Annotated in this window: 30 protein-coding genes and 1 other RNA gene; 23 read left to right on the top strand and 8 right to left on the bottom strand. The window is 39.4% G+C overall.

Annotation, left to right across the window (positions count from 1 at the left end; translation table 11 throughout):
- Positions 1 to 111: 111 nt before the first annotated feature.
- From RSX31_RS05190 to RSX31_RS05160, 7 genes are all read left to right on the top strand, one after another.
- Positions 112 to 372, top strand: a complete 261-nt coding sequence (locus RSX31_RS05190) for a metal-sensitive transcriptional regulator (RefSeq protein WP_315633693.1) — start codon at positions 112 to 114, stop codon at positions 370 to 372.
- Positions 373 to 457: 85 nt separating this feature from the next.
- Entirely contained in the window at positions 458 to 685 is a 228-nt protein-coding gene (locus tag RSX31_RS05185) for a sulfurtransferase TusA family protein (RefSeq protein ID WP_315633691.1), read from the top strand.
- Between the two features lie 49 nt (positions 686 to 734).
- A complete protein-coding gene (locus tag RSX31_RS05180; protein WP_148993985.1) occupies positions 735 to 1,214 on the top strand; it encodes a DsrE/DsrF/DrsH-like family protein in 480 nt (159 codons plus the stop codon).
- A gap of 49 nt (positions 1,215 to 1,263) precedes the next feature.
- Positions 1,264 to 1,836: a sulfurtransferase TusA family protein gene (locus tag RSX31_RS05175; protein ID WP_315633689.1), complete on the top strand. Its 573-nt coding sequence runs from the start codon at positions 1,264 to 1,266 to the stop codon at positions 1,834 to 1,836.
- 32 nt (positions 1,837 to 1,868) lie between these two features.
- Complete coding sequence (locus tag RSX31_RS05170) at positions 1,869 to 2,996, top strand: MBL fold metallo-hydrolase (protein ID WP_315633687.1); 1,128 nt, start codon at positions 1,869 to 1,871, stop codon at positions 2,994 to 2,996.
- Positions 2,997 to 3,080: 84 nt separating this feature from the next.
- Positions 3,081 to 3,857: a sulfite exporter TauE/SafE family protein gene (locus RSX31_RS05165; RefSeq protein WP_148993982.1), complete on the top strand. Its 777-nt coding sequence runs from the start codon at positions 3,081 to 3,083 to the stop codon at positions 3,855 to 3,857.
- Between the two features lie 265 nt (positions 3,858 to 4,122).
- Positions 4,123 to 5,043, top strand: coding sequence for a DUF1002 domain-containing protein (locus tag RSX31_RS05160; protein WP_148993981.1), 921 nt, complete (start codon positions 4,123 to 4,125; stop codon positions 5,041 to 5,043).
- 47 nt (positions 5,044 to 5,090) lie between these two features.
- Here the strand turns inward: RSX31_RS05160 and RSX31_RS05155 are convergent, their stop codons facing one another.
- Positions 5,091 to 6,500: a sensor histidine kinase gene (locus RSX31_RS05155; RefSeq protein ID WP_148993980.1), complete on the bottom strand. Its 1,410-nt coding sequence runs from the start codon at positions 6,498 to 6,500 to the stop codon at positions 5,091 to 5,093.
- Positions 6,497 to 7,183, bottom strand: coding sequence for a response regulator transcription factor (locus RSX31_RS05150; protein WP_148993979.1), 687 nt, complete (start codon positions 7,181 to 7,183; stop codon positions 6,497 to 6,499). Before RSX31_RS05150 ends, RSX31_RS05155 begins: the two co-directional genes overlap by 4 nt.
- 240 nt (positions 7,184 to 7,423) lie before the next feature.
- On the opposite strand from RSX31_RS05150, the gene RSX31_RS05145 reads away from it, so the two are divergent.
- The 5 genes from RSX31_RS05145 to RSX31_RS05125 all read left to right on the top strand — a co-directional run bounded on the left by RSX31_RS05145 (position 7,424) and on the right by RSX31_RS05125 (position 10,380).
- Positions 7,424 to 7,828, top strand: coding sequence for a hypothetical protein (locus RSX31_RS05145; protein WP_315633682.1), 405 nt, complete (start codon positions 7,424 to 7,426; stop codon positions 7,826 to 7,828).
- 141 nt (positions 7,829 to 7,969) lie between these two features.
- On the top strand, positions 7,970 to 8,332 hold the full coding sequence (locus tag RSX31_RS05140; protein ID WP_262371724.1) for a rhodanese-like domain-containing protein: 363 nt from the start codon (positions 7,970 to 7,972) through the stop codon (positions 8,330 to 8,332).
- Positions 8,333 to 8,369: 37 nt separating this feature from the next.
- Positions 8,370 to 8,666: a rhodanese-like domain-containing protein gene (locus RSX31_RS05135; protein WP_148993977.1), complete on the top strand. Its 297-nt coding sequence runs from the start codon at positions 8,370 to 8,372 to the stop codon at positions 8,664 to 8,666.
- Positions 8,667 to 8,796: 130 nt separating this feature from the next.
- Entirely contained in the window at positions 8,797 to 9,921 is a 1,125-nt protein-coding gene (locus tag RSX31_RS05130) for an MBL fold metallo-hydrolase (RefSeq protein ID WP_315633679.1), read from the top strand.
- Between the two features lie 102 nt (positions 9,922 to 10,023).
- On the top strand, positions 10,024 to 10,380 hold the full coding sequence (locus RSX31_RS05125) for a YidH family protein (protein ID WP_148993975.1): 357 nt from the start codon (positions 10,024 to 10,026) through the stop codon (positions 10,378 to 10,380).
- A 41-nt stretch (positions 10,381 to 10,421) separates the two neighbouring features.
- Here RSX31_RS05125 and RSX31_RS05120 read toward each other — a convergent pair whose 3' ends face one another.
- A complete protein-coding gene (locus RSX31_RS05120) occupies positions 10,422 to 10,682 on the bottom strand; it encodes a hypothetical protein (protein ID WP_148968889.1) in 261 nt (86 codons plus the stop codon).
- Between the two features lie 169 nt (positions 10,683 to 10,851).
- On the opposite strand from RSX31_RS05120, the gene RSX31_RS05115 reads away from it, so the two are divergent.
- Positions 10,852 to 11,733: an NAD(P)-dependent oxidoreductase gene (locus RSX31_RS05115; protein ID WP_148993974.1), complete on the top strand. Its 882-nt coding sequence runs from the start codon at positions 10,852 to 10,854 to the stop codon at positions 11,731 to 11,733.
- A 40-nt stretch (positions 11,734 to 11,773) separates the two neighbouring features.
- Here the strand turns inward: RSX31_RS05115 and RSX31_RS05110 are convergent, their stop codons facing one another.
- Positions 11,774 to 12,370, bottom strand: a complete 597-nt coding sequence (locus RSX31_RS05110; protein ID WP_262371791.1) for a peroxiredoxin — start codon at positions 12,368 to 12,370, stop codon at positions 11,774 to 11,776.
- A 394-nt stretch (positions 12,371 to 12,764) separates the two neighbouring features.
- Here RSX31_RS05110 and RSX31_RS05105 point away from each other — a divergent pair, with 394 nt between their 5' ends.
- Entirely contained in the window at positions 12,765 to 13,286 is a 522-nt protein-coding gene (locus RSX31_RS05105) for a type 1 glutamine amidotransferase domain-containing protein (RefSeq protein ID WP_148968892.1), read from the top strand.
- 73 nt (positions 13,287 to 13,359) lie between these two features.
- On the opposite strand, the gene RSX31_RS05100 is transcribed toward RSX31_RS05105, so the two are convergent.
- On the bottom strand, positions 13,360 to 13,656 hold the full coding sequence (locus RSX31_RS05100; protein WP_148968893.1) for a phage holin family protein: 297 nt from the start codon (positions 13,654 to 13,656) through the stop codon (positions 13,360 to 13,362).
- A gap of 244 nt (positions 13,657 to 13,900) precedes the next feature.
- Between RSX31_RS05100 and RSX31_RS05095 the strand changes: the two genes are divergently transcribed.
- On the top strand, positions 13,901 to 14,338 hold the full coding sequence (locus RSX31_RS05095; protein WP_113967927.1) for a peptidylprolyl isomerase: 438 nt from the start codon (positions 13,901 to 13,903) through the stop codon (positions 14,336 to 14,338).
- A gap of 105 nt (positions 14,339 to 14,443) precedes the next feature.
- Positions 14,444 to 14,632: non-coding RNA, 6S RNA (gene ssrS / locus RSX31_RS05090), on the top strand.
- Positions 14,633 to 14,851: 219 nt separating this feature from the next.
- Here ssrS and RSX31_RS05085 read toward each other — a convergent pair.
- Positions 14,852 to 15,502 (bottom strand): MtnX-like HAD-IB family phosphatase, encoded by a 651-nt coding sequence (locus RSX31_RS05085; RefSeq protein WP_148993972.1) that lies wholly within the window; start codon positions 15,500 to 15,502, stop codon positions 14,852 to 14,854.
- A 142-nt stretch (positions 15,503 to 15,644) separates the two neighbouring features.
- Positions 15,645 to 15,941 carry a DUF948 domain-containing protein gene (locus tag RSX31_RS05080; protein WP_148993971.1) on the bottom strand — a complete coding sequence of 99 codons (297 nt, stop codon included), beginning with the start codon at positions 15,939 to 15,941 and terminating at the stop codon, positions 15,645 to 15,647.
- Positions 15,942 to 16,099: 158 nt separating this feature from the next.
- Between RSX31_RS05080 and RSX31_RS05075 the strand changes: the two genes are divergently transcribed.
- The 4 genes from RSX31_RS05075 (at position 16,100) to RSX31_RS05060 (ending at position 21,005) form a co-directional block, all read left to right on the top strand.
- The gene (locus RSX31_RS05075) at positions 16,100 to 16,888 is read left to right on the top strand and encodes an HAD family hydrolase (RefSeq protein WP_148993970.1); all 789 of its coding nucleotides are present in this window, start codon (positions 16,100 to 16,102) and stop codon (positions 16,886 to 16,888) included.
- Positions 16,889 to 16,995: 107 nt separating this feature from the next.
- Positions 16,996 to 17,439 carry a CoxG family protein gene (locus RSX31_RS05070; protein WP_315633670.1) on the top strand — a complete coding sequence of 148 codons (444 nt, stop codon included), beginning with the start codon at positions 16,996 to 16,998 and terminating at the stop codon, positions 17,437 to 17,439.
- Positions 17,440 to 17,620: 181 nt separating this feature from the next.
- Complete coding sequence (locus tag RSX31_RS05065; RefSeq protein WP_315633668.1) at positions 17,621 to 20,203, top strand: helicase-related protein; 2,583 nt, start codon at positions 17,621 to 17,623, stop codon at positions 20,201 to 20,203.
- A gap of 82 nt (positions 20,204 to 20,285) precedes the next feature.
- Positions 20,286 to 21,005: a DsbA family oxidoreductase gene (locus tag RSX31_RS05060; RefSeq protein ID WP_148993967.1), complete on the top strand. Its 720-nt coding sequence runs from the start codon at positions 20,286 to 20,288 to the stop codon at positions 21,003 to 21,005.
- A 75-nt stretch (positions 21,006 to 21,080) separates the two neighbouring features.
- Here the strand turns inward: RSX31_RS05060 and RSX31_RS05055 are convergent, their stop codons facing one another.
- On the bottom strand, positions 21,081 to 22,211 hold the full coding sequence (locus tag RSX31_RS05055; RefSeq protein WP_315633666.1) for a CAP domain-containing protein: 1,131 nt from the start codon (positions 22,209 to 22,211) through the stop codon (positions 21,081 to 21,083).
- 193 nt (positions 22,212 to 22,404) lie between these two features.
- Here RSX31_RS05055 and speD point away from each other — a divergent pair, with 193 nt between their 5' ends.
- The 3 genes from speD (at position 22,405) to RSX31_RS05040 (ending at position 25,386) form a co-directional block, all read left to right on the top strand.
- Positions 22,405 to 23,217, top strand: coding sequence for an adenosylmethionine decarboxylase (speD, locus tag RSX31_RS05050; RefSeq protein ID WP_148993965.1), 813 nt, complete (start codon positions 22,405 to 22,407; stop codon positions 23,215 to 23,217).
- Between the two features lie 151 nt (positions 23,218 to 23,368).
- On the top strand, positions 23,369 to 24,169 hold the full coding sequence (locus RSX31_RS05045) for a TIGR00266 family protein (protein ID WP_148968901.1): 801 nt from the start codon (positions 23,369 to 23,371) through the stop codon (positions 24,167 to 24,169).
- Positions 24,170 to 24,291: 122 nt separating this feature from the next.
- Positions 24,292 to 25,386 carry a PRK06851 family protein gene (locus tag RSX31_RS05040; RefSeq protein WP_315633663.1) on the top strand — a complete coding sequence of 365 codons (1,095 nt, stop codon included), beginning with the start codon at positions 24,292 to 24,294 and terminating at the stop codon, positions 25,384 to 25,386.
- The last annotated feature ends 135 nt before the right edge of the window (positions 25,387 to 25,521 follow it).

The raw sequence follows: 25,521 nt of genomic DNA, 5'->3' as shown, positions 1-25,521 counted from the left end.
TTTTATTTTGCTGATTTCAAGAAAAGGGTGAAATATCTCTTGACATTATACCTATTGGGGTATATTATTTTAATTGTAGCAGGAAACAACGAGCCAACAGGAGGTGTCTTTATGGAATACAATTCACAAGTTAAGAATCGAATTAAACGTGTTGAAGGGCAGCTCCGTGGAATCGTAAGAATGATGGAGCAAGGGGAAGATTGTAAAGACGTTATTACACAACTCTCCGCAGCAAAAACAGCTCTTGACCGTTCCGTAGGCTTAATTGTCAGTATGAACCTTGTTGAATGTGTAAGGGATTCACAAGAGAGTGGTGAAAATACAGAAGACCTTGTAAAAGAAGCAGTGAATTTATTAGTTAAGAGTCGATAAAAAAGAAGTTGACATCTATTTTTTTATCAATTAATATACCCATATAGGTATTTTGAAAAACAATCATTCATAGGAGGAATTATAAATGAAAGCAGATAAAGTACTAGATGCAAAAGGATTAGCCTGCCCGATGCCGATTGTGAAAACTCGAAAGGCAATAAAAGAAATTGAAGCTGGTCAAATTTTAGAGGTGCAAACAACGGATAAAGGTGCTAAAAGTGACCTGACAGCCTGGGCTAAATCTACTGGGCATGAATTGCTCGAATCAAGTGAAGAAAATGATGTATTTACATTCTGGATCAAAAAAGGATAAATTTTTTTAAGGGGATCAATACCCCTTATAGTAAATAGGAGGAGATACAATGTCAGAAAGAAAAACAACCAATATTATTCTATTTAGTGGAGATTATGATAAAGCGATGGCTGCATATATCATTGCGAACGGAGCTGCGGCTTATGATCATGACGTAACCATTTTCCATACATTCTGGGGACTGAATGCTTTAAGAAAAGAAGAAATGGTTCCTGTGAAAAAAGGATTTATGGAGAAAATGTTTGGGGGCATGATGCCTCGTGGCGCAGATAAACTGGGGTTATCAAACATGAATTTCATGGGTATGGGTCCTAAAATGATCAAAGGTGTCATGAAGAAGCATAATGCAATGCCTTTGACTGATTTAATCGAGATGGCAAGAGAACAGGATATTAAACTGGTTGCATGTACCATGACAATGGATTTATTAGGTTTACACAAAGACGAATTATTAGAAGAAATTGAGTATGCTGGAGTAGCTGCGTATTTAGCGGATGCTGAAAATGGTAATGTGAACCTATTCATCTAATTTTTTTTGCAACGGAATATACCCTATGAGGTAATTGGAGGTTTTATATATGAACACGATTGAATCAAACTTCGTATTGGATGCAAAGGGATTAGCTTGTCCAATGCCGATCGTAAAAACAAAGAAGGCCATGAATAACCTGGAAGCTGGCCAAGTGATTGAAGTTCAGGCAACAGACAAAGGATCGAAGGCTGATCTTCAAGCGTGGGCAAAAAGTTCCGGGCACGATTATCTCGGAACCATTGAAGAAGGAGATGTTCTGAAGCATTTTGTCCGCAAATCAAGTGGGGAAGAGACGGTAGAGCGTAAACATGAGTCAGTAACAGATAATGAAACATTGTCTACTAAACTAGGCGATGAAAATATCGTCGTACTGGATGTCCGTGAAAAGGCCGAATATGCATTCAAACATATTCCAGGCTCGATTTCAATGCCACTTGGAGAATTGGAAACCCGAGTGGATGAACTTAATAAAGACAAGGATATTTATGTAGTATGCCGGACAGGAAACAGAAGCGACATGGCGGCGCAACTATTAGCTGAAAAAGGATTTCTTAATGTAATCAATGTAGTTCCAGGTATGAGCGATTGGGCTGGAGACGTTGAATCGAACGTGAAGTAAGATGATACCACTAATACAGGGAGGTTAAATTAATGGCAGTCAAACCAATGAATTCAAAAGAAGTAGCACAAAAAGTAATGAAAAAGGAAGATTTATTCATTTTGGATGTCCGTAATGAAGATGCCTTTGTAGATTGGAAAATTGAAGGTGAAAAATTTGAATATCTAAACATCCCATACTTCGATCTTTTAGATGGTGTAGAAGTAATAATGGATCAACTACCAAAGGATAAAGAAATTCTAGTCGTGTGTGCGAAAGAAGGTTCTTCTATTATGGTAGCGGATATGCTTTCAGATGAAGGGAAGGACGTATCCTACCTCGAAGGTGGAATGAAAGCCTGGAGCGAACATTTGGAACCTGTTAAAGTGGGTGAATTAACAAATGGTGGAGAACTATATCAATTTGTACGTTTAGGTAAAGGTTGTCTATCTTATATGGTGGTGTCCAATGGTGAAGCAGCGATCGTCGATGCTACTCGTATGACTGATATCTTTATCGACTTTGCAAAAGAAAAAGGCGCAACGATTACAAATGTATTTGATACTCACTTGCATGCCGATCATATTTCTGGTGGACGTAACATTGCAGAAGCAACAAATGCAACCTATTGGTTACCGCCTAAAGATGCTGAAGAAGTTACCTTTGAATATGCTTCACTTGAAGACGGGAATAATGTCGTGATTGGAAATACAACCATTGATATTACAGCTCTGTACTCACCTGGTCATACAATCGGGTCAACGTCATTTGTCATTGACGAAAAGTATTTATTATCAGGTGATATTCTTTTTGTAGATAGCATTGGACGTCCTGACCTTGCCGGGAAAGCAGAAGATTGGGTAGCTGATCTTAGAGAAAGTCTTTACAAGCGGTATAAAGACCTTTCTATGGAGCTTACCGTCTTACCGGCCCACTTTATGATTATTGATGAATTAAATGAAGATGGATCTGTAGGTGAAAAGCTGGGAACATTATTTGCAAAAAACCATGGTTTAAATATCGAGAGCGAGGAAGAATTCAGAAAGCTAGTATCTGAAAACCTTCCACCTCAGCCAAACGCGTATCAAGGAATTCGTGAGACGAACATGGGTAAAGTAACTCCAGATGAAGAGAAGCAGCGTGAGATGGAAATTGGACCAAATCGTTGTGCAGTTCGTTAATCTATCGTACTAATCTAAACAAATAACCAAAATGGGAACCTGCCAGAAAGGTTCCCGTTTTATTAGAAGAGGAGGAACAACACGATGGATTTGGCCTTTATTATTACAATCTTTCTAATCGGATTTGTCGGCTCGTATATATCAGGAATGGTAGGGATCGGCGGTAGTATCATTAAATACCCCATGCTCCTTTATATTCCGCCATTGCTTGGAGTAGCAACATTCACTGCTCACGAAGTTTCAGGTATTAGCGCAGTTCAAGTATTCTTTGCCACACTAGGTGGGGTCTGGGCTTACCGAAAAGGAGGATTTTTAAATAAAACCCTCATCACTTACATGGGTGTAAGTATTTTATTCGGTAGCTTCATTGGCGGGTATGGTTCAAAATTCATGAGTGAGGCTGGAATTAATATTGTGTATGGAATTCTTGCATTAATTGCAGCTATCATGATGTTCATTCCCAAAAAAGGCATTGATGATATAAAACTCGAAGACGTTACATTTAACAAGTGGTTAGCGGCGATACTTGCCTTGATCGTCGGGATTGGAGCGGGTATCGTTGGAGCCGCAGGAGCTTTCCTATTAGTACCAATTATGCTGGTGGTCCTCAAAATTCCGACAAGAATGACGATCGCTTCATCCCTTGCCATCACGTTGATTTCTTCAATTGGATCAACAGTCGGAAAGATATCGACTGGTCAAGTGGAATATTTACCGGCTATGATCATGGTCGTAGCTAGTTTAATTGCATCTCCACTGGGCGCAATGGCAGGAAAGAGAATGAATACAAAGATTCTTCAAATGATTCTAGCCGTTTTAATCCTGGCTACAGCGATAAAAATCTGGCTCGATATACTCTAAATCATCTTGAGCTTAGTTCTAATTCACCTAGTATCTTCTACCATATAGAGGATTAACAGTGAACAGAACTAAGCTTTATTGTGTTGTGGATTCGTTGATGTTATAGTAGTGGACAAAAAGTCATTGTAACTTTCCTCTGGTATTGTTCGTCTAATCAACAGGAAGAAATAAGACTCTAGATGGATGAACATACTTAATGAGACTAGTACAATGGAAGAGTGGAATAGCTCTATTATCTATCCATCATGAAAAGGGAGATTGATTAATGAAGAAATTGATTAGTATTGCCTTACTATTATCACTAATGGTGGGCCTCATTCAGCCAGCATCTGCTGCAGATAATGATAAAGAAAGCATCAATGAAAAATTCGGGCTGCCTATCGCCGTATACGGAGAAACACTTTCAAGCAAACAGAAAAAAGAAGTTCAAGAGCAATTAGGGATTGATGAGGGAACACAAGTAGAAGAGTTTACAGCAACAGGTGAAGACCTTGTGAAGTATATTGATGGTGAAAATCGGAATGCACGCATGTTTTCCTCCGCCATGATTACTCGCAAAGAGAAAGGCGAAGGTCTAAAGGTTAATATTGTGACACCGGAAAATATTACGGAAGTGACGAATTCGATGTATTCCAATGCTTTATTAACAGCGGGGGTAGAGAACGCAGTAGTAGATGTGGCATCCCCTGTAAAGGTAAGTGGACATTCTGCATTAGTCGGGATATATAAAGCGTATGATGTTAGTGGAGAGAAACTTGATACGGTTCGTATGGAAGTTGCCAACGAGGAATTGACCGTTGCAACAGAACTTGCCAAAGAAGCTGGGATTGATAAGGAAGAGGTCAGCAACCTCTTAACCGAAATAAAGAAGGAAATAGCCGAACAAGATCCTGCTACAAAAGAAGAAGTTGAACAAATCGTTGAAGAGAAGCTCCAAACTCTGAACATCGAGCTAAGCCCGGAGGATCGCCAGTTATTAATCGATTTGTTTGAAAAAATGAGGTCACTGGATATTAACTTTGATAACGTTCAACAACAATTAGATGACTTAACGAATGACATACAAACCACGATTAAGGAAATTGTCAAAGATGAAGGGTTCGGGCAGAAAGTGTCTGACTTCTTTACGGGCTTGTTAAATGCCATCGCTGATTTCTTTAAATCTATTAAAAATTTATTTGGGTAATTGACTATTTTGTATTAATTAGCAAAAAGACTGAGTCTGCAATTGACTCAGTCTTTTATTTCTATTAAAGGAAATCTTAGATAGACGGTAGTTCCTTTGCCTTCTTCACTATCTACAGATAAAGAACCATCGTGTTTATACATGATTTCTTTCGCGATTGATAAACCGAGGCCGTATCCTCCAGTATTTCTTGTTCTAGACAAATCGGAGCGGTAAAACCTTTCTCCGATGCGGGACAAGGAACCTGCAGGAATGCCAATACCGTTATCCCCGACCTGTACAACAGCCAATCCATCTTCCTCGTAGGACTGAATGAAAATGCAACTCTCTTCAGGAGAATATTTCAATGCATTATCAAGAATATTATAGAATACTTGCATGACCCGGTTGGGATCCCCATTAATAATGGATCCTTCATTTAAATCATGTTGGACATCCATTTTTTTGTTTTCAGCATGGGGACGTATAAGAGCTAATGAATCCATTATTAACTGAGAGAGTACAATCGGCTCAATATCCAAAGAAAAAGATGTATCCTCCAATTTATTCAATTCAAGTAGCTCAGTAATTAATTTTTGCATTCGTATCGATTCCTTTTGAATAAGATGCAGGCTTTCTTCCATTTCTTCAGGATTCGTTTGTACCTTGTCAGTCAATGCCTTTGCGTATCCACCAATATAGGTTAGGGGAGTCCTTAATTCATGAGCAACATCCGAAAGGAACTGACGCTTTCTTTCTTCTTGATGTTGCAGAGAATCGACCATACTATTAAAGGTCAATGCAAGCTCCGCCATTTCATCTTTAGAGGTGACATTCAACCTGCCAGAAAAATCACCTTTAGCGACTTTATTTGAGAATAGTTGCATTTCCCTTACAGGTTTAAATAATGATCCTAAAGAAGATTGAATGATCAAGAACAATACAAAATAAAACATGACACCTGTGAGCACCAATATAGGGATCCCTTTACTAAAGACTTCCGTCATTTCAGCCAAGGGGATATAAATGAGTAAATACCCCATTAATCTTTCTTCGTTCATAAGAGGGAAGATAGCTCCAATCACATTCCGCTTAAATTCTGCTACATATCCTTCTTTCATTACCGGATTTCCTTTAGCCAATTCTCTTTTGTCGTCGTTATTGATGAGAGGATTTTGGTCAATACGATAGGGGAAGCTTTTGGTTAAGTCTTCAAGTTTTTCCACAACAGACACTTCGTAAGGGGAGATCACATTATACCAAAGGATTTTATCCCTTACACTCCCGCTTACGTCACCATAGTGATAGTGATCAGCTGTCCTTTGTCCTTGATAGAGCAGTGAGTCCTTAACGGTCCCAATATATAAATCCTTATAGAGAAAATGAATAAAAAGAAAAGAAAAGACAATGGTTAGAAATAAGCTGCTTAATAATAGCAGAGAGACTTTTTTATTGAGAGTCAGGTTTGTATTTTTCAAACGGATCCCTCGAACTTATAGCCAAGGCCCCACACGGTTTCGATCAAATGTCCATAGTTCTTCAATTTCAGCCTTAATGTTTTAATGTGGGTGTCCACTGTACGATCGCTACCTTCATAATCACTTCCCCATACTTGATCGAGAAGCTGATCTCGCTTATACACTCTTCCTCGATTACGGGCAAGGAACAAGAAAAGTTCATATTCTTTTAAGGTTAAGCGAGGTGAAAGTTCACCAACTGAAATGGTCCTTGATGCTAAATTAAATGATACCGGTCCATATCGTTCAATCATCGAATGTTGGGAAGATTGAGTTCCGTAGGATCTTCTCAGGATCGTCTCGATTCGTGCTACAAGTTCTTCAGCATTAAAAGGTTTAACCATATAGTCGTCACTTCCAAGCCTGAGTCCTTTCACCTTGTCTAAATCATCTCCCTTTGCCGAAAGGAAGATAAAGGGCACCTCGTTTGTTTCCCGAACCTCTTTTAGTAAGTGATAACCATCCATGAATGGCATCATGATATCCGCAATCATGATATCCACATGTGTTTTCTTCAGTTGATCAAGAGCAGCGAGACCGTTCTCTGCATCTAAGCAGAAATACTGATCCCTGTTTAAATACAGTTTGATCAGCTGCCTCATCTCCTTCTCATCATCCACAATCAGGACATTCCATTTTTTCAACGTAAACCACTCCTATTCATTCTACACATTCAATGGCATAAGTTTTATTATAGACGAAATTAGTGAATTTTTTATGATATAAGAAACATTTACCGTATTAGTTTTCTCCATTTTAGCATGAATTACAGCAGGGTTCGGGAGTGGAAATCCGTTCATCGCTCACTACTTTTCCCGGAACATGGACATTTGCCCTTCCCTTTTTCCCATTTCTTAATAGGCTAATAAAGAGGAGTGACGAAGATGTATGAGAGGAGAACCATATACAGAAAGAATTTGATGAATCTATTTAATTCCGGATCCGGATTTCCAAACCTTGGGACTGGATATGACGGCAATCCTCCAGGAGGGTATCAAGGCTATGTACCATGGGAAAGTAACCAGTTTCAAGGAGGGGGATTCGGTGGAGGACCAGGTTATTATAATCAAGGACCTTATGGTAGTACATCGGGACCACAAGGGTTTCCCCCACAAGGATTTCCACAGCCCGGTTACGGTCCACCACCATTTGGGCCGGCAGGAGGCTACGGGTATGGTATTAATCCAATCGGTGCAGGTTTAATTGGTCTGGGATTAGGCTTCCTTGGAGGACAGATTGTAAATACCCCATTTAAGGGCCCACATAAACGCTACTATTATTATCTATAAAATATCAAACCGACTCTTAGGATAGAGTCGGTTTTTCTTTGGAGATACAGGACTTGACTAAATACCTAATGGGGTATATTATAGAGGTATAAAATAAATGCTTTTGAGAATCAGATAAGTGTAGACAGAAGAGGTGAAATTTTGGAATTTATTGGAGTTATTATTTTAGCTATACTCATTTTTCTTTTTCTGATGATGAAGAAACCAGGAAAAAACATCAAACAAATTTCTACGACTGAATTAAAACCGTTATTTGGTGACAGTGATAAGCAATTTATTGATGTTCGAACGCCTGGAGAATTCAAACAAAATCACATCAGACAATTTAAGAATATGCCCTTACAATCTTTACAGCAAAACGCTCACAAATTATCCAAGGACAAAGAAATCATTGTGATCTGTCAAAGTGGTATGAGAAGTGCCAGTGCCTGTAATATCCTTGAAAAACAAGGGTTCACAAGCGTTACTAATGTAAAAGGCGGGATGAATGCCTGGTCCAATTAGAAAGTTATATGACCTTAATGAAATAGGGGGAAGATGAATGAATTCAATATCAGCAAAAGAGGTAAATGAACGATTAACAGCTGGAGAAACATTAAATATTATTGATGTCCGCGAAGTAGCTGAGGTGAGGAGCGGGAGAATCCCATCAAGTATCCACCTTCCATTAGGACTTCTCGAATTTCGAATGAATGAATTAGACAAGAAGAAAGAGTACATCGTGGTCTGTCAATCCGGTGGCAGAAGCATTCAAGCTGTAAAGTTTCTAGACTATCAAGGATTCAATGTAACAAATATGAACGGCGGAATGCTTGCATGGGAAGGTAAAATAGATTAAATTCTTTCTTCCATTTTCATTTACGGATTGATAAATATTTATCTTAAATACCCCTATAGGTTTAAAAAGTGGAAAATAGGATAATTTATTTACGATGGGATGAAAATAATAAGAGGGAGGAATTCATCATATGTCAAAAGTAAAAGAATTGACGTCAAAACAACTAACGGAAAAGATACTTAATGGAGAAAGAATGTTTATTCTGGACGTTCGTCCAAAGGATGCTTACGATGATTGGAAGGTAGAAGGGAAAAACGTAGAAATAATAAACAAGCCTTATTCCGAACTGAAGGACGATCTGGGATCTGTTCAATCCACTTTACCACATGATGAAGCGTTTTACGTAATATGTGCAAAAGGAAATTCTTCTAAGAAAACGGCAGAGATGCTGGTAGAAGCAGGAATGGACAACATTTATTCCGTAAACGGGGGCATGCTGGCCTGGAGTGAATATTTAGAGCCGGTTAAGATCGGTGATGTTTCAGGTGGTTCACTTTATCAATTTGTCCGAATTGGGAAAGGTTGTTTATCCTATGCGATCGTTTCAAATGGAGAAGTAGTTTTCGTTGACCCCAGCCGACTTTTGGAGCCTTATAAGAAATTTATTCAAGACCATAAAGTATCGGTGAAGGCAGTACTTGATTCGCATCTACATGCAGATCATATCTCAGGCGGACGGTCTTTAAGTAATGAATACAATTCTCCTTATTATTTGCCTCCTAAAGATGCAGAGGACGTTCAATACGAATATAAAGAATTAAGTGGTGACACGGTCATTCATGTGGGGGAAACGACCATTAAAGCTGTATACTCACCTGGACATACGATTGGGAGCACTTCATTTATCGTCGACGATCACTACTTATTAACCGGTGATATTCTGTTTATTGATTCGATAGGCAGACCGGATTTAGCTGGTAAAGCAGAAGACTGGGTAGGGGACTTGAGAAAAACTCTGTATACGAGATATAAAGGGCTTGCGGATGATTTAATTGTCTTGCCTGCACACTTTATGACAATCGATGAGATGAATGAAGATGGATCGGTGTCTCATCCTCTAAAGTCTTTATATAGAGAAAATCATGGGTTAAATATTGAAGATGAGCAGGAATTCCGAAAAGCAGTTACGGAAAATCTTCCTCCTCAACCAAATAGCTATGAAAAGATCCGTGAAACAAACATGGGTAATATGCATCCGGAAGAAGATGAACAACGGGAAATGGAAACAGGTCCAAACAGATGCGCAGTGCGATAAATTAAAAAGGTAATGTAGTTCGAAAAGAGCATAGTTAAATAATGCAATCACCTCAATGAGGATGATTGCATGTAAAAGGAAGAACCAGGGAAGTGGCCATGCATGAACGGAACAAATGAATCAAAATATATTCAGCAGCACTTAGCAAACGAACGAACATTCCTGGCATGGATTCGAACAGCGATCGCTATTATCGGGATTGGTTTCCTCACAACAAGCTTGCATTATAACTCGCTTCAAGGAGATGCCGTCCAAGATCGAATCGCCGTCTCCATCAGTGCAGTCTCCATCATTATCGGGTTAATAATCATTATTGGATCGACCGTTAACTACTACCGAACGAGGCGACATATAAATACACAAACATTTGTATCTGCAGATGCCTTCATCAAGATGATGGCGATTGTAGCAACCGTTGTCCTTATATTTGTAACCGTATATTTTTTTATGCTGAATTGAAAAAGCTGAACGAGGGGGTTAAACCCACCCGTTCAGCTTTTTTAATCTTGTTTTTTTTCATTGTAATATTGAACCGATGTCATGGCTCCTTCACTCACCATGGAATTGTCTTCAATATTTGCAGGGTCTGGATTTCCACCTTTTTCAACAGGTAGGTCTTCTTTTCTTCTCTTTTTGAATTTCGTTACCAATCCTTCTTTAACATTGTGCAGCTGATTACGTTTCTCCTTCGATGATAAGATCCATCCTAATGAACCAGCCGTAACCGTCGCACCAACAAGTAAGGTTTTATTTACTCTCATTTTATTCTTCCTCCTTCAGGAATTATATAGTTTGTGTAGTATGTTCTTTATTTTCCCGGCATACATGAATTTAAACATTAGAGATAGATTCAATTAAATACAGGAGTGGACAATTATAGAGTTCTAGTTAAAAATATACATAGATGTAAAGCAAGGGAGGATGTAGTCAATGAAGGAAATTACCAAACAAAGTGTCATTGGATTTATTGGAACAGGTGTAATGGGGCAAAGCATGGCTGGTCATCTGCTCGAGGCCGGTTACCAGGTGGTCATATTCAATCGTACGAAAGATAAAGCATTGCACCTCATCAATAGAGGTGCAAAATGGGCAGACACACCAAGGCAAGTGGCTGAAATTTCGGATGCAGTCATTACGATCGTAGGATATCCTAAAGACGTAGAAGAAATTTACCTCGGTGAAAATGGAATTCTTCATCACTTAAAACGTGATTCACTAGCAATTGATATGACTACTTCATCTCCAAAATTAGCAGAGAGAATCTTTGAAGTAGGCAAGGGCAAAGGAGTGTCCACATTGGATGCCCCCGTTTCAGGTGGAGATATCGGAGCCAAAGAAGCGAGGCTTTCTATCATGGCAGGGGGAGGCGAGGAATCATTCGAAACCGCAAGGCCACTTTTAGACCTTTTAGGTTCAAATGTTGTGTATCAGGGGAAGGCAGGAGCGGGACAGCATACGAAGATGTGTAACCAAATCACGATTGCCTCTAACATGATGGGAGTAAGTGAAGCCCTTCTTTATGCGAAGAAATCAGGTTTGAATCCAGATAATGTGCTTAAGAGTATCACTTCGGGAGCGGCAGGCAGCTGGTCCCTTAGCAATCTCGTTCCACGAATGATTGATGAGGACTATGCTCCCGGCTTTTATGTAAAGCACTTTATCAAAGATCTTAAGATTGCCCTGGAATCATCCAGGGAGATGGAAATCAAAACACCGGGGTTAGAGTTAGCCCTCTCATTATATGAAGAATTGGCTCATAATGGTGAAGAAAACAGCGGCACTCAAGCTCTTATCAAACTGTTGGAGAATTAAAATAAAAAACGGCCCATTGAACAATCAGTGGAGCCGTCTTTTATATTTTTCCAATGAAGTCAGGATCTTTCTGAATCCCCGATTGATTCGGCAGCCAATTTGCAGGAACGCCTGCTCCCGTTTTTCTTCCATATTGAATACCTTCCAGCATTCTCAATATTTCATAGGTATTCCGACCAACTTCAGGCGGGTATATCATTTTTGACGTTATCATTCCTTCAGGGTCTATGATAATCGTAGCTCTGAACGTAGCTCCTGCACGCTCATTTAATACACGATAAGATCTGCTTATTTGATGGTTTCGATCACTCACTAACGGAAATTGCACTTTAGAAGCAGATGGGGATACTTCAGTAAACACTTTGTGAGAGTACACACTGTCCGTACTTATTCCAAAAACTTCAGTTTGTAATGCTTGAAATTTAGGATAAATAGCAGCGACCGCTGCCAGTTCGGTAGGTCAAACAAAGGTGAAATCACTGGAATAAAAAAACAAAATAACCCATTTACCCCTGAACGATTCTAAGTTAACGGTGTTTATTTTCTTTTGGGCGTTATCATATGCCTCAGCAACAAAGAGAGGGGCTGGATCATTGGTTTGGGCACAAAACGGTATGGAACATTCTTCACTTCTCATTTCAGGATTAAATGAATAGTGGCGGTTATTCATCGGCTCACTCCTTTCAGAAAAAGTACTATCAACATATGCCTTATCATGACTTTATATGATTGGATAGTAGGTTCCTTTCTATATCATACTTCTTTTATAAATGGGAATAATAGGAGGGTGTTGTTACAAATTTGAAGGTAAGGTGATTCTTTTGAAAAAAAATTCGTTCAAGCAATTTTCGAAACTTCTATACACGTTTGGTTCTATCATGACCTTAGTTGCCTTCCTTGTATCCTATTTCCAAACGAAAACAATCATTCAGGCAATTAAGAAGTATAGTCCGTATAACTAAGATTTATTGTTTGCAATATCTTTACATAACTTAGACAATGATAGTGAAGATAAGTGAGGAGGGATCCTGTTGAAGCTAACGGGTAAAAAAGTCATTCAATTAGTAAGTGCAGATTTTGAAGATCTTGAACTATGGTATCCTGTTTTACGATTGCGTGAAGAAGGGGCAGTTGTACATATTGTCGGTGAAAATGCAAATCAAGAATACATCGGGAAATACGGGGTTCCGATTGTTTCAGAATACGCGTTTAAAGATATCAATCCGGAAGACTATGATGCCATCCTCGTACCGGGTGGATGGTCACCTGATAAGTTGCGTCGCTATGAAGATGTGATTTCTATGGTTCAAACCATGGATAAGAGTAAGAAGCCGATCGGTCAAATCTGTCATGCAGGTTGGGTTTTGATTTCAGCCAAAATTCTTCAAGGTGTAAAAGTCACCAGCACACCGGGAATAAAAGATGACATGGAAAATGCAGGGGCAACCTGGGTAAATGAATCTGTCGTCACAGATGGTCATATTGTTTCAAGCCGCAGACCACCTGATTTACCAGACTATATGAGAGAATTCATTGAAGTATTAGCAAAATAAATGCACCATTAAAAGGACTGGCGCCATGAGAAACTGTAATTTTAGTTTCATGTGGACCAGTCCTTTTTCGTCCCTATTTCTTTTTTTCTCTTTTATTTCGATCATTCACCCGTGCGAAAAACGTCTGTTTCACAGATTGATGGGTCGTAATCGCTGCACCCGTTGCGATGAATCCATTGGCAATACCATTGAAATCAAACCCCAAAGTCCAGCCGCTGGCAGCAACCCCTGCGAGTAACAAGATCCAAATAATCAACCAATCCGGAATATGAGGAGTCCGCTTCAATGCATACCCTAAAACCCATAGCACTGGAACGAGTACAGTGACTTGGGGATCGATTGAAATACCACTTAATAAATTTTCGATCATATGTTTCACTCCCTAAAAGAAAAATGACTTCTATTAAAGCTTATTCGAACAGGATGGTGTTTCATGACAACCTGTACCCGAAGATTTAAGGGAAAGTGAAAACAGCAGGAAAAAACGGTGAAAATAATTGAAGTGGTACGTTCAACGAATTGTTTTCCTATTGAAAACGGACCTTTAAAGTGACATTAGAATTGTTCAATGATATTATATTGATTGACCTATTATAAAAAAGGAGCTGTTAATAATGGCGAAAAAAGGATACATACAATTTCAGACAGGTGAAAAAATCGAATTTGATCTATTTCCAAATGAAGCACCAGGAACAGTGGCAAATTTCGAAAAATTAGCAAATGAAGGTTTCTACAACGGTTTAAGCTTCCACCGTGTCATCCCTGGTTTCGTAAGCCAAGGCGGATGCCCTAATGGGAATGGTATGGGTGGCCCTGGTTACACAATCAAATGTGAAACAGAAGGAAATCCACATAAGCATGAAGAAGGTTCATTATCCATGGCCCATGCAGGTAAAGATACGGGAGGAAGTCAGTTCTTCATCGTTCACGAACCACAGCCTCACCTGAACGGCGTTCATACCGTCTTCGGAAAAGTGACTTCAGGAATCGACATCGCTAAATCAATGAAAAACGGTGACGTTATGGAGAAAATGGAAGTATACGACGCGTAATGAAAGAAGGACGGACCTTGGTCCGATTCTTTTGTTAGCTAATATCTATTGATGGTAAAGAAAAACAATAGTTGAAATACTATTCATGATGATGTATTATACTAATACAGGCTGCGTTGTACGTAATCATAACGAAGTTTTAACCTTTAAACTGTAATAGGGAGTTTTACATCGAAGTTGGAATGTCAAGCCTCCACGATTTGAGGACGACAGGAAACCTTCTGCAAACACCCACTTTGAGGAGTGGTGGTTTAAAACTTTCTTATATCAAATTACGGCAAATGTGGCTCCTTACATTAGTATCTCAAGCCAGTTCCCAATCGGGGGCTGGCTTTTTTATATTTATTATGAAGAAAAGCCAATAAAAAAGACCGAATTCCTAAAGGAAATTCAGTCTGAAGGTTTTTTAGCGTGGCCCCTCCCGTCCGTACATGGTTAAGTGTCCCGCAACAAGCGAATGTTCGGGAGAGGCAAGATCATTGTATCACGCAAGGGCAGGATAAGCAAAAAGATTTAGCGCAGCACACCAATACGTATGAGATGTTGCTCAATGTCATTAAAACTATCCACTTCAATATGTGGGGTATTGTTTTCTTTCAGGATATCCTGTAGTGCTTTCATGGCAAAAGTGACGTTTGCCACTTTTGCAGGATGACTATCTGGTTCACTATCACCTGCAAAATATATGGTTTCATACTCTTTTTTGAGGTCAGTAAGAACTTTTGATTTGTCGATTCCATATCTTTCGGAGTGATGTGGATGTTCAGGATCAATATTTAAATGTACATTCTTATCTTTATAGTATCCTTCATTTGAGTATACCTCAACGCCTCTAATTCCGTACTGCCCAAGAATATGATGAATATAGTAATCTGTCCCTGCGCTTAATATATAAAAGTCCCCTCCTTGTGCCTGTACTTTGCGGATGAAGGAAGGAACGTGTTCATCAATCTCCAGAGAATGTATATCTTCAATGATCTGCCTTTCTTCTTGATGTATGGACGTGAAAACCTGACGCAAAAAGTCGATGTCTTTTATTTCTCCAGACTTCCATTGTTTGTATAAAGCTTGTCCCTCTTCAAAGTATTTCTCCAGTACAAGATGATAAAAATCCTTTTTAGAGATCGTACCATCAAAGTCAGAAACAAATGCCCAATTTTTCATACCATCTCCTCCTCTTTACTAGTCCCATCGATTGTATCATGTATAAACTCAGGGTGAGAAGTAGGGAGTGAACTTTAATTATATTATGTAAACTGATTTTACATATAAATAAGTCACCTCACTAAAGAGTAAGGTGACTTATTTATTTCTTCAAGCTGGTTAAAAATCCTTTCAATACTTCTGGTGTGCGTTTGACTTCTTGAACGGTGTTGGTAATGGTCGTCTTTTTGTATTCGATGTCTCCCTGAATCTCCCCTTGTGTTTCTTGTAGCAGGTTTGCTTCAGAAGAAATTTTGTCCATTCTGGTTTGAATGTTCGCCACCGTTTGATTCATTTTATTAATAATGGGCCTGGTCGTCTTCATTGTTTTCATTAACGCGACACCCAACATGACTATAGCAACCACAATTAACGCTATACTTGCATATACAATCCACATGTAAAAATCACCTCAATATACGTTGTTTTTAGTTATATTCCCTAAAAACGTTGAAAATAACGTGAAGAAATTTATTTCTCTTCCTGGTTTACTAATTCCCGTATAGCTAGTAATCTAAAATATAAGTTCAGGCTTAAACGAAAAAGGGGGAGAAGAAGATGATTAAAGCTATCATGTTTGACTTGGATGACACATTATTATGGGACTCCAAAAGTATAGAGGAGGCGTTTAAAGCAACTTGCCGTTATGCCCAGGCGAGGGTGGGGGTGGATCCCCAAGATTTAGAGCATACTGTAAGAGAAGCCGCGACTAAGTTGTATTCAACCTATGATACATATGAATTCACACAAAATATTGGTATTAACCCTTTTGAAGGACTTTGGGGAGACTTTCTGGATGAACATGATGAAGGCTTCCATAAGATGAAAGAAATCGTTCCAACTTACCGCAAAAAGGCCTGGACGTCAGGATTAGAGTCTTTAGGCATCAAGGACGAATATCTTGGGGAGGAATTATCAGAAAGATTTCGCATGGAAAGAAAAGAGAGACCTTTTGTGTATGAAGATACTTTTCGTGTACTAAATGAAGTGAAGGAGAACTTTCAACTGTTGTTATTAACGAATGGATCTCCCCATTTACAGAATACAAAACTTGATAACACTCCTGAACTCGTACCTTATTTTGAAGAAATTATCATCTCAGGAGATATCGGAAAAGGGAAACCGGATTCAGCGATGTTCCTTCATGCACTAGAGAGGCTTAGGCTTCAAAAGGACGAAGTGATCATGGTGGGAGATAATTTAAATACAGACATTCTCGGGGCTTCAAATCTCGGTATCACAACGGTTTGGATTAATCGCCGTCAACAAAAACCTCATGATATCATTCCTGATTATGAAATCAAAGAGCTCCATGAAGTTCTCGAGATCGTGAATAACATGAAATAGGAGGCTTCCTTGTGAAGCTTCTTTTTTATAAGTCCCATAAGGCATAATAGCCACTTACCATACATACTATTCACGGACCTCTCAATTAAAAGGAAAGGGGGACTTTCATGGGAATAGGAATTCATCATGTTAACGTTCATGCATCACGCACACATGTATGGGAATTCATTCGTGATATGAATGCCTGGGCGCCTCTTGTTCCTGGATACAAAGAACATACCATTGTTTCTGACGTTCAATCGACTTGGAAATTCACCCTGCGTGTTGGAGTGATGAGCAAAAAGGTGCATGTAAAGGTACTGGTTATAGAATGGAAGGAACCATCCGAAGTTAAGTTCATATTAACGGGGATCAATCAAAAGTTTACAGGTAAAGGTTTTTTTAAGGCTGATGAAATAAACTCTTCCATCACGGCTATGACGGGTTGTCTAAAGATCGAATCCACAAGTTCCCTGGCTAAAATCCTTGAATCTACATTTGATAAAATGGTGCAGGAGCTTACCAAGGAACTAACTGAAGCGGTTGGGCAAACGATTGAGAGAGGCAAATAATGACATGCATGCCCTGGACTAAGGGGCTTGCGTGGTTCTGTACAATTTTATCATCATTTAAGTGCAGCTTGTATGATATAATGAATTATTTGTAAGCAAGAGATTTGTTAGATAAAGAAGAAATACATACACTATAAAGTACATATTGGATAACGCGTAAAACATATAAAGGGGTCTTACCATGCAAAACCTTGAAATACTTCGTGAAGAAGCCATAGAGGAAACAAAACGAAAAATAAAAGATGATATCACACTTTACTTAGAGAAACATGAGAAATGTCCTTCATTTCAGGATTATGTTACAGAAAGAAGTGCTTTCTTTCACAATATCTGGACAAATATCTGGCTTAACAAAGTAACCAATGATGTTCTTCGCAGCCATAAAAAAGCCTTCTTGAGAAAGAAAGGTTATGATATCGAAGGGACAGATAAGAAACTGATTAACAAGTTATTTCGCAATGAGATAAGAGATTTTCAGCCTTTTCATATTTTAAACTGGTTAATGGAACATCCACCTTCAGCAAACGATTGGAAGGGGCGCCATCAACATGTTAGAGAAAACTATATTAAACAGCACGAAGAAAAAAAGCAAGCAGCCCTTCAAAAGGATATTCAAAAAGGAATCCTCTCCTTCATAAATAAGCAAATGGATGAGTTTGAATTATACTGGTATGTGGAGTTACGCTATTTATTTGCTAAAAAATTTGTACAAGATCTGGGATCAAAAACAAAATATCGTCATACTGAACCATATATGCTGGAAGAGAGACTGGCAGAGGAAGGAAACTTCACTAGTGATTCTTTTACAACAGTATCTGACTTCCTTAAGGAATTTACAGGCTCCATTCACAAGAAGAGTGAAAACTGGGATGGACACGTATGGGAATACGAAACCTATTTCTATCCGTATGAGCGTTTCGTCTTTTATTATTCAGAGCAAATTGTATATCGCTCGCTCCTCTGTCATATGCCTGAAGAATTATTGTCGGATTACGATGATGTATTCGGTCAGCCCTTATCGGAAGAACGTTTAAGCAGGCTTAGTCACCATTTTCTCCTTACATTGAAGTCGACCTTTTTCACCAGGATTCAAGAGGAGTATGTTGTGGACTTATTTCAGCTTGTAGAAGTTCCTTTTGATGAGAATATTCACCTTTCCATGTATGAAAGTGATAAACATAAGCGGGAGAAGAGAAAGGCTGCTGAGTTAGCAGAGTTGAAAAGGAAGCAGGAAGAAGAACAGCGAATGATGGAAGATATTTTTGGAAGGGAGTATAGTCCTTCATTCCGTGGGGATATCAAGTATACACTCCATATCGGTGAAACGAATACGGGGAAAACCCATCATGCCATTAGCCGGATGAAAGAAGCGAAAAGCGGCATGTATTTAGCTCCACTCCGCCTCCTCGCCCTCGAGGTATTTGATACATTGAACGCAGATGGAGTACCTTGTAATCTGAAAACAGGAGAAGAGGAAAAAGAAGTTATATTGGCAAAGCACGTGTCGTCTACGGTAGAGATGTTCCGTGAAAAGGACGAATATGAAGTGATCGTAATCGATGAGGCTCAGATGCTGGCCGATCAAGATAGAGGTTTCTCCTGGTACCGTGCTATTACAAAAGCAAGGGCAAAAGAGGTACATATCATCGGAAGTGAAAATGTCCGGGACCTGCTAATGGAATTAGTGGGTGAAGGAAACATCGAAGTCCATGATTACAAAAGAGAAATTCCTTTGCAAGTCGAATCGAAAGAATTCCAATTGCGGCATGCCAAAAAAGGAGATGCTCTCGTTTGCTTTTCCCGTAAAAAAGTTTTGGATACGGCATCAAGGTTGCAAAATAATGGGCATAAGGTCAGCATGATTTACGGCAGTATGCCTCCTGAAACAAGAAAGAAACAAATGATGCAATTCATTAATGGAAAGACAAATATAATAGTGGCAACCGATGCAATCGGAATGGGCTTGAATTTACCGATACGAAGGATTGTATTCCTGGAAACCGATAAATTTGACGGAACGAGAAGGAGAAGGCTGACATCACAGGAAGTAAAGCAGATTGCCGGTCGTGCTGGGAGAAAGGGTCTGTACAATGAAGGGAAAGTAGCTTTTACAAAGGATATTAAAGTAATGAAGCTTCTGTTAGATCAGCCCGATCAATCTCTCGAAACCTTTGCCATCGCACCGACAAGCGGTGTGTTTGAACGTTTTCAACGCTATTACCATGACCTTGATACGTTTTTCTACTTTTGGGAGAAATTCAAAAGTCCTTACGGCACGGAAAAAGCCACCCTGTTTGAAGAAAGGGAGTTATACGAACTAATTCGTGGAACCGATATCGAGGCAAAGCTTACGTTAAATGACCTGTATGGATTCTTACATCTTCCTTTTTCGAAAAAAGAAGCTCAGTTAACGGAGCAATGGTTAGAGTGCATGTACGCCATTGTAAACGGAGAAGAGTTACCCGATCCTCCTATAAATAACAAAAACCTGGAACAAAAAGAGGTATCCTACAAGGCTGTCGGTCTGCATCTCTTATTCTTATATCGCTTGGGAAGACAAACAGAGGCCTATTACTGGGAGCGGGTTAGAAGTGAAATCGCCGATGGAGTATACGAAAGTCTCAGGACAGAGGTCACAAGTATGAGTCAGTCGTGTAAACAATGCGGAAAGAAATTACCTCCAAACTTCGGGTTTCCAATTTGTGATAGGTGTCATACAGCCAGAGTGAAGAGAAGAACGAGAAGGAAGCCTCCATATTCGTAAGCCGTGAGCAATTTTAAAGTGGAAACATGCGATTTATGGTACGATCAGATAAGAATTGAAAATGTAAACAGAGGTGTTATGTATGAAAATTGAAATTTGGTCAGATTTTGTATGTCCATTTTGTTATATAGGGAAACGTCATTTAGAGGAAGCTCTCCAAAAATTCCCTGAAAGAGATCAAGTCGAGGTCATGTTCAAGAGCTTTGAATTAGATCCACATGCACCTGTGGAAACAGACATGAGCATTCAGGAAATTCTTTCGAAAAAGTATGGAACCTCTCTTGACCAAGCAAAAAACATGACAGACAGCATGACGAAACAAGCTGCAACGGTTGGTCTGGACTTCCGCTTTGATTCAAGTATTCCGACGAATACATTCGATGCACACCGCCTGACAAAATATGCGAAAACGAAAGGAAAGGAAGCAGAGCTTACTGAATTACTGTTACAAGCTCACTTTACTCTTTCAAAGCATATCGGTGACAAGGAAACGCTGGTAGGATTAGCTGAACAAGCGGGATTGGATGCAGAAGAGTCACTAGCTGTATTGAATGGTCAAGAATTCACACGGGATGTACGTACCGATGAAGAAGAAGCAAGACAAATTGGTGTACAGGGTGTCCCATTCTTTGTGATCAACCGTAAATACGCTATTTCAGGTGCACAGCCAAGTGACGTATTATTAAGCTCCATCCAGAAAGTATGGGAAGAGGAGAATCAACCGGCTTCACTTCAGCCACTGGGAACAGACGGAATGGCTTGTGACGAAAATGGATGCGATGTTCCTCCATCTAAATCATAACCCCTAAAAAATACTCAGCAAAAAAGCAAGTGAGAGATCCTCACTTGCTTTTTTTAGTGGCTATGAATTTTTGTATTAATTACTGAAGAAGTTCTCTGTGAAATACGGCTGTGCTTTTCCGTTGAATGCGACTCCGACACCTAAATGCTCATAATGGGGTTGAAGGATGTTTTCCCTGTGCCCTTTTGAGTTCATCAGTCCCTCATGGGCGAAGATGGAACTTAATTGTCCATAGGCTAAGTTTTCTCCTGCGGCACGAAAGGCTACCTGATCTTCTTCCATTCGGTCGAATGGAGATTCACCTTCTAGATTGGTATGACTGAAATAGTTCTGTTCCGCCATGTCGAGACTATGTTTTCTTGCAGTGTCCCTGACTTGATCGTCCCAGGAGAGAGCATTTAATCCTTTTTCAACACGTGTAGCATTTGTGAGGTCAAAAAGCTGGAATTCAAATCCTTCTTTCAACTCGGGGCTCGCTTCTGAATAGAAATTCTTCTTATTTGCTTCCAGGCTTTCATCAATTATTTGTATGGCCGTGACGGTGTCATTTTCATGCTTGTCATAGAACACAGTTACGTAGCTTCCATCCACTTGATAGACTTCCTGTTCACCATTGTTTTGGAGCTGATATAGAGTCAAGCCTTTTCGGATATTTGAGAGTGGTTCACCGAGTTCATTCTGAACCACCTCTTTGGATACCCCCATTTCAATACCCGAGGAGGAGGAAAGGAGGTCTTGATTGGTGTAAAGGCCATTAACCTGGTTATTTTCATCATAAGAAATCATTAAGAAATTACGGTAGTTTTCGTGATATGCATTCCAGGAAACTCCGTATTCATTAGTAGATTGTCTCTTTGCCTCTCCCAGCTCCTGTTCAAGTTTATCTTTTGAATCTCCCATTACAATATTATAGATAGAGAAGGTTTGATCACTTGGTACAGTTAAAGCAGGTTTTTCTACAGGGGTCTCTTCCTTTGTATCAGACGGATCTTCCAGATCTCTAAATGATTCGTCCAATTTTATGAGCAGAAGGTTTACTTCGTTGTAAAGTTGATTGAAGGTGTCCTTCACTTTAGGACTGTTCTTTATTTCTTCAATTTTTGTGAGCACAGAATCGAATTCTGTTGCTTCCACTTTGTCTTCCCATGCGGGTTTTGATATATAGGCAAAAGCAACTATTATAATAAGTAAAAACAATCGTCTCAATCGCTAACACTCCATTCTATCTTCCATTGTATCCAAATTTATAAATAAGTAAAAAGGGAAATGCTTATTCACTATGTTTAGTACCCATTTTCAACCATCTTCAATCAAAAGAACCTGTTTTAGTATGGTTGGCTCTGGGTAAGATAAAAGCATAGGCAGGCACGACAAACTTACATATAAGGGGAAATTCACTATGAAATTATCTCATGAAGAACGAATTCAACTACATGAATTTAATAACTTAACGAAGTCATTGAGTTTTAATATGTACGATATTTGCTATACTAAGACCCGTGAAGAACGTGAAGCGTATATTGAATATATCGATGAACAATACAATGCTGATCGGTTAACAAAGATCCTGACACATGTATCGGATATTATTGGCGCACACGTCTTGAACGTTTCTAAGCAGGATTATGTCCCACAGGGAGCGAGTGTGACAATCCTGGTTTCTGAAGGACCGATAGTTGAAGTGCCTACGGAACATTTTGATGAATCACCCGGACCATTACCATCCACAGTTACAATGCACCTTGATAAGAGCCATATCACGGTTCATACGTATCCTGAGTATCATCCTCACGAAGGGATTTCTACTTTCCGGGCAGATATCGATGTCTCTACTTGCGGGGAAATTTCTCCACTTAAGGCATTGAATTATCTTATTCACTCCTTCGACACAGACATCATGACGATGGATTATCGGGTGAGAGGGTTTACACGTGATATCAACGGACGAAAATTATTTATCGATCATGATATTAATTCAATTCAGAATTACATACCAGAGGAAATCAAAGATGAATATGATATGATCGATGTCAATGTGTATCCTCAGAATATATTTCATACAAAATGTAAGTTGAAAGAATTTGATTTAAATAACTATTTATTCGGCTATACAAAAGATAAACTGGATGAAAGTGAAATGGATGAAATTACAGATAAAGTGAAAATGGAAATGGATGAAATCTTCTATGGTAAGAACATATCTAAACCGTAAACTTAACTGAAAGACACCACGTACGAATCTATTCGTACCGTGGTGTTTTTTGATTGAAATCTCATTATTGTGAAAAATCAATGGGAGAAGGGAAATGTACCTGTCTTGGAGAATAGGTAAATATGCTTGAATTTAAAAGGAGGAATAATAAATGAATTCACATGAAATCGAGTATAAATTGCATGGGGATGATATGCAGTTTGTTGAAATAGAATTGGATCCAGGAGAAAGTGCCGTAGCCGAAGCTGGTGGAATGATGATGATGGAAGACGGCATAGAGATGGAAACGATTTTTGGAGATGGTTCCAAGGGCAGCGGGACCGGTGGGTTTTTAGGAAAGCTTGTTGGTGCAGGGAAGCGTGTATTAACGGGTGAAAGCTTGTTCATGACCGTATTCACCAATGAGGGGAGGGGGAAAAAGCATGTATCATTCGCTGCTCCTTATCCAGGAAAAATCATCCCGGTTGATCTAAGTGAATTAGGCGGTAAAGTTGTATGTCAAAAGGATTCCTTTCTATGTGCAGCAAAGGGAGTTTCTGTTGGGATCGATTTTCAAAAGAAATTAGGAACAGGCTTCTTCGGCGGTGAAGGATTTATTATGCAGAAGCTTGAGGGCGACGGATTAGCCTTTCTACATGCTGGAGGGACGATTTATAGAAAAGAACTTCAACCTGGCGAAATGTTACGGGTAGATACGGGTTGCTTAGTGGCCATGACGAAAGATGTGGACTACAATATCGAGTATGTAGGGAAAATCAAATCTGCCTTCCTTGGCGGAGAAGGTTTGTTTTTTGCCACTGTACGTGGACCAGGAACTGTCTGGATTCAGTCACTTCCATTCAGTCGCTTAGCTGAAAGAATTTATGCAAGTGCTCCACAGGGGGGAGGCCGTTCGACTGGTGAGGGTAGTTTACTTGGTGGAATCGGAGACTTTCTAAACGGAGACGATTGATTCACGGCTATACATAAAAAGCATTTCCATTCGTGGAAGTGCTTTTTTACGCTTTACTTGGGTATTCACCTATTTAGACCCCACATCATATGTTTAAATATATGATGTGAAAGGGTGATTTCATGAAAGGAAAGGTTCGTCATTATTATGCTGGGGGAAATACGGCTAAAGGTTTTTACAGTCTATATGAATCGGTTTTAGATGGATTAGAGCGAATTTATATCCTGAAGGGTGGTCCCGGTACAGGTAAATCCTCATTGATGAAGTCGGTTGGAGAACGGTTTGAGGGAAAGGGATTAGAAGTTGAATATTTACATTGCGCTTCCGATAATCACTCGATCGATGGTGTTCTCCTCCCTGAATTTGGGGTCGGCATTGTGGATGGGACGGCTCCTCATATTATAGAACCGAAAGCACCCGGTGTTATTGAAGAATATGTGAATATAGGAGCGGCATGGGACTCAAAGAAACTTTTGCCGCACAAAGAGGAAATCCTTGGCTTAAACGATAAAATTGCCTCATTCTTTCAGAGAGCATACGATACCTTTGCTGCATCACTTAGTGCTCATGATGACATTGAAGAGATATACATTTCCAACATGGACTTCACAAAAGCGAATGAATTAACAAATGAGTTAATTTCACTCTTCTTTGAAGATAAGAGCCTTTCTAAATCCTCTACAGTCAAACATCGGTTCTTAGGTGCCGCGACTCCTGATGGAGCAGTTGACTACATTCAGAATTTAACAGAGGATGTCGAAAAGCGCTACTTTATCAAAGGGCGCGCAGGATCTGGAAAGTCGACGATGTTAAAGAAAATTGCTTCTGCTGGAGAGGAATTAGGCTATGATATAGAGGTTTATCATTGTGGATTTGACCCGAATAGTCTTGATATGTTGATCATCAGAGAAAAAGGAATCGCTATTTTCGATAGTACTGCACCACATGAATATTTCCCGGAACTCGAATCTGATGAAATCATCGATATGTATGAAAGATGCATTACTCAAGGGACAGATGAAAAATATGCTGCCGATATAGAACGTACGACAAAAGCCTATAAGGATAAAATGAAAGAAGCAATCTCATATCTTAAAGAAGCTAAATGCCTTCGTGAACAACTCGAATCCATCTATATAAGAGCCATGGACTTTTCAATGGTGAATACGATTAGAGAAGAAATCTTTCAGGAAATAAATGAGGTTATAAAGAAGTAGTATATTGAGTGAACATAAAAACGCGATGATCATTAGGTGATCGCGTTTTTATTTGGTTGATAAATACCCGTGCTGGTTTATAACGATTAGCATGAAGGATTCCAATTTGGGATCCTTTTTGTTCTTGCTTTTTCA

The sequence above is a fragment of the Rossellomorea yichunensis genome (assembly GCF_032337515.1).
In the GTDB taxonomy this organism is placed as follows: Bacteria; Bacillota; Bacilli; order Bacillales; family Bacillaceae_B; genus Rossellomorea; species Rossellomorea yichunensis.
The sequence above is the reverse complement of the archived record's forward strand: the minus strand, read 5'-3'. Positions and strand labels throughout refer to the sequence as shown.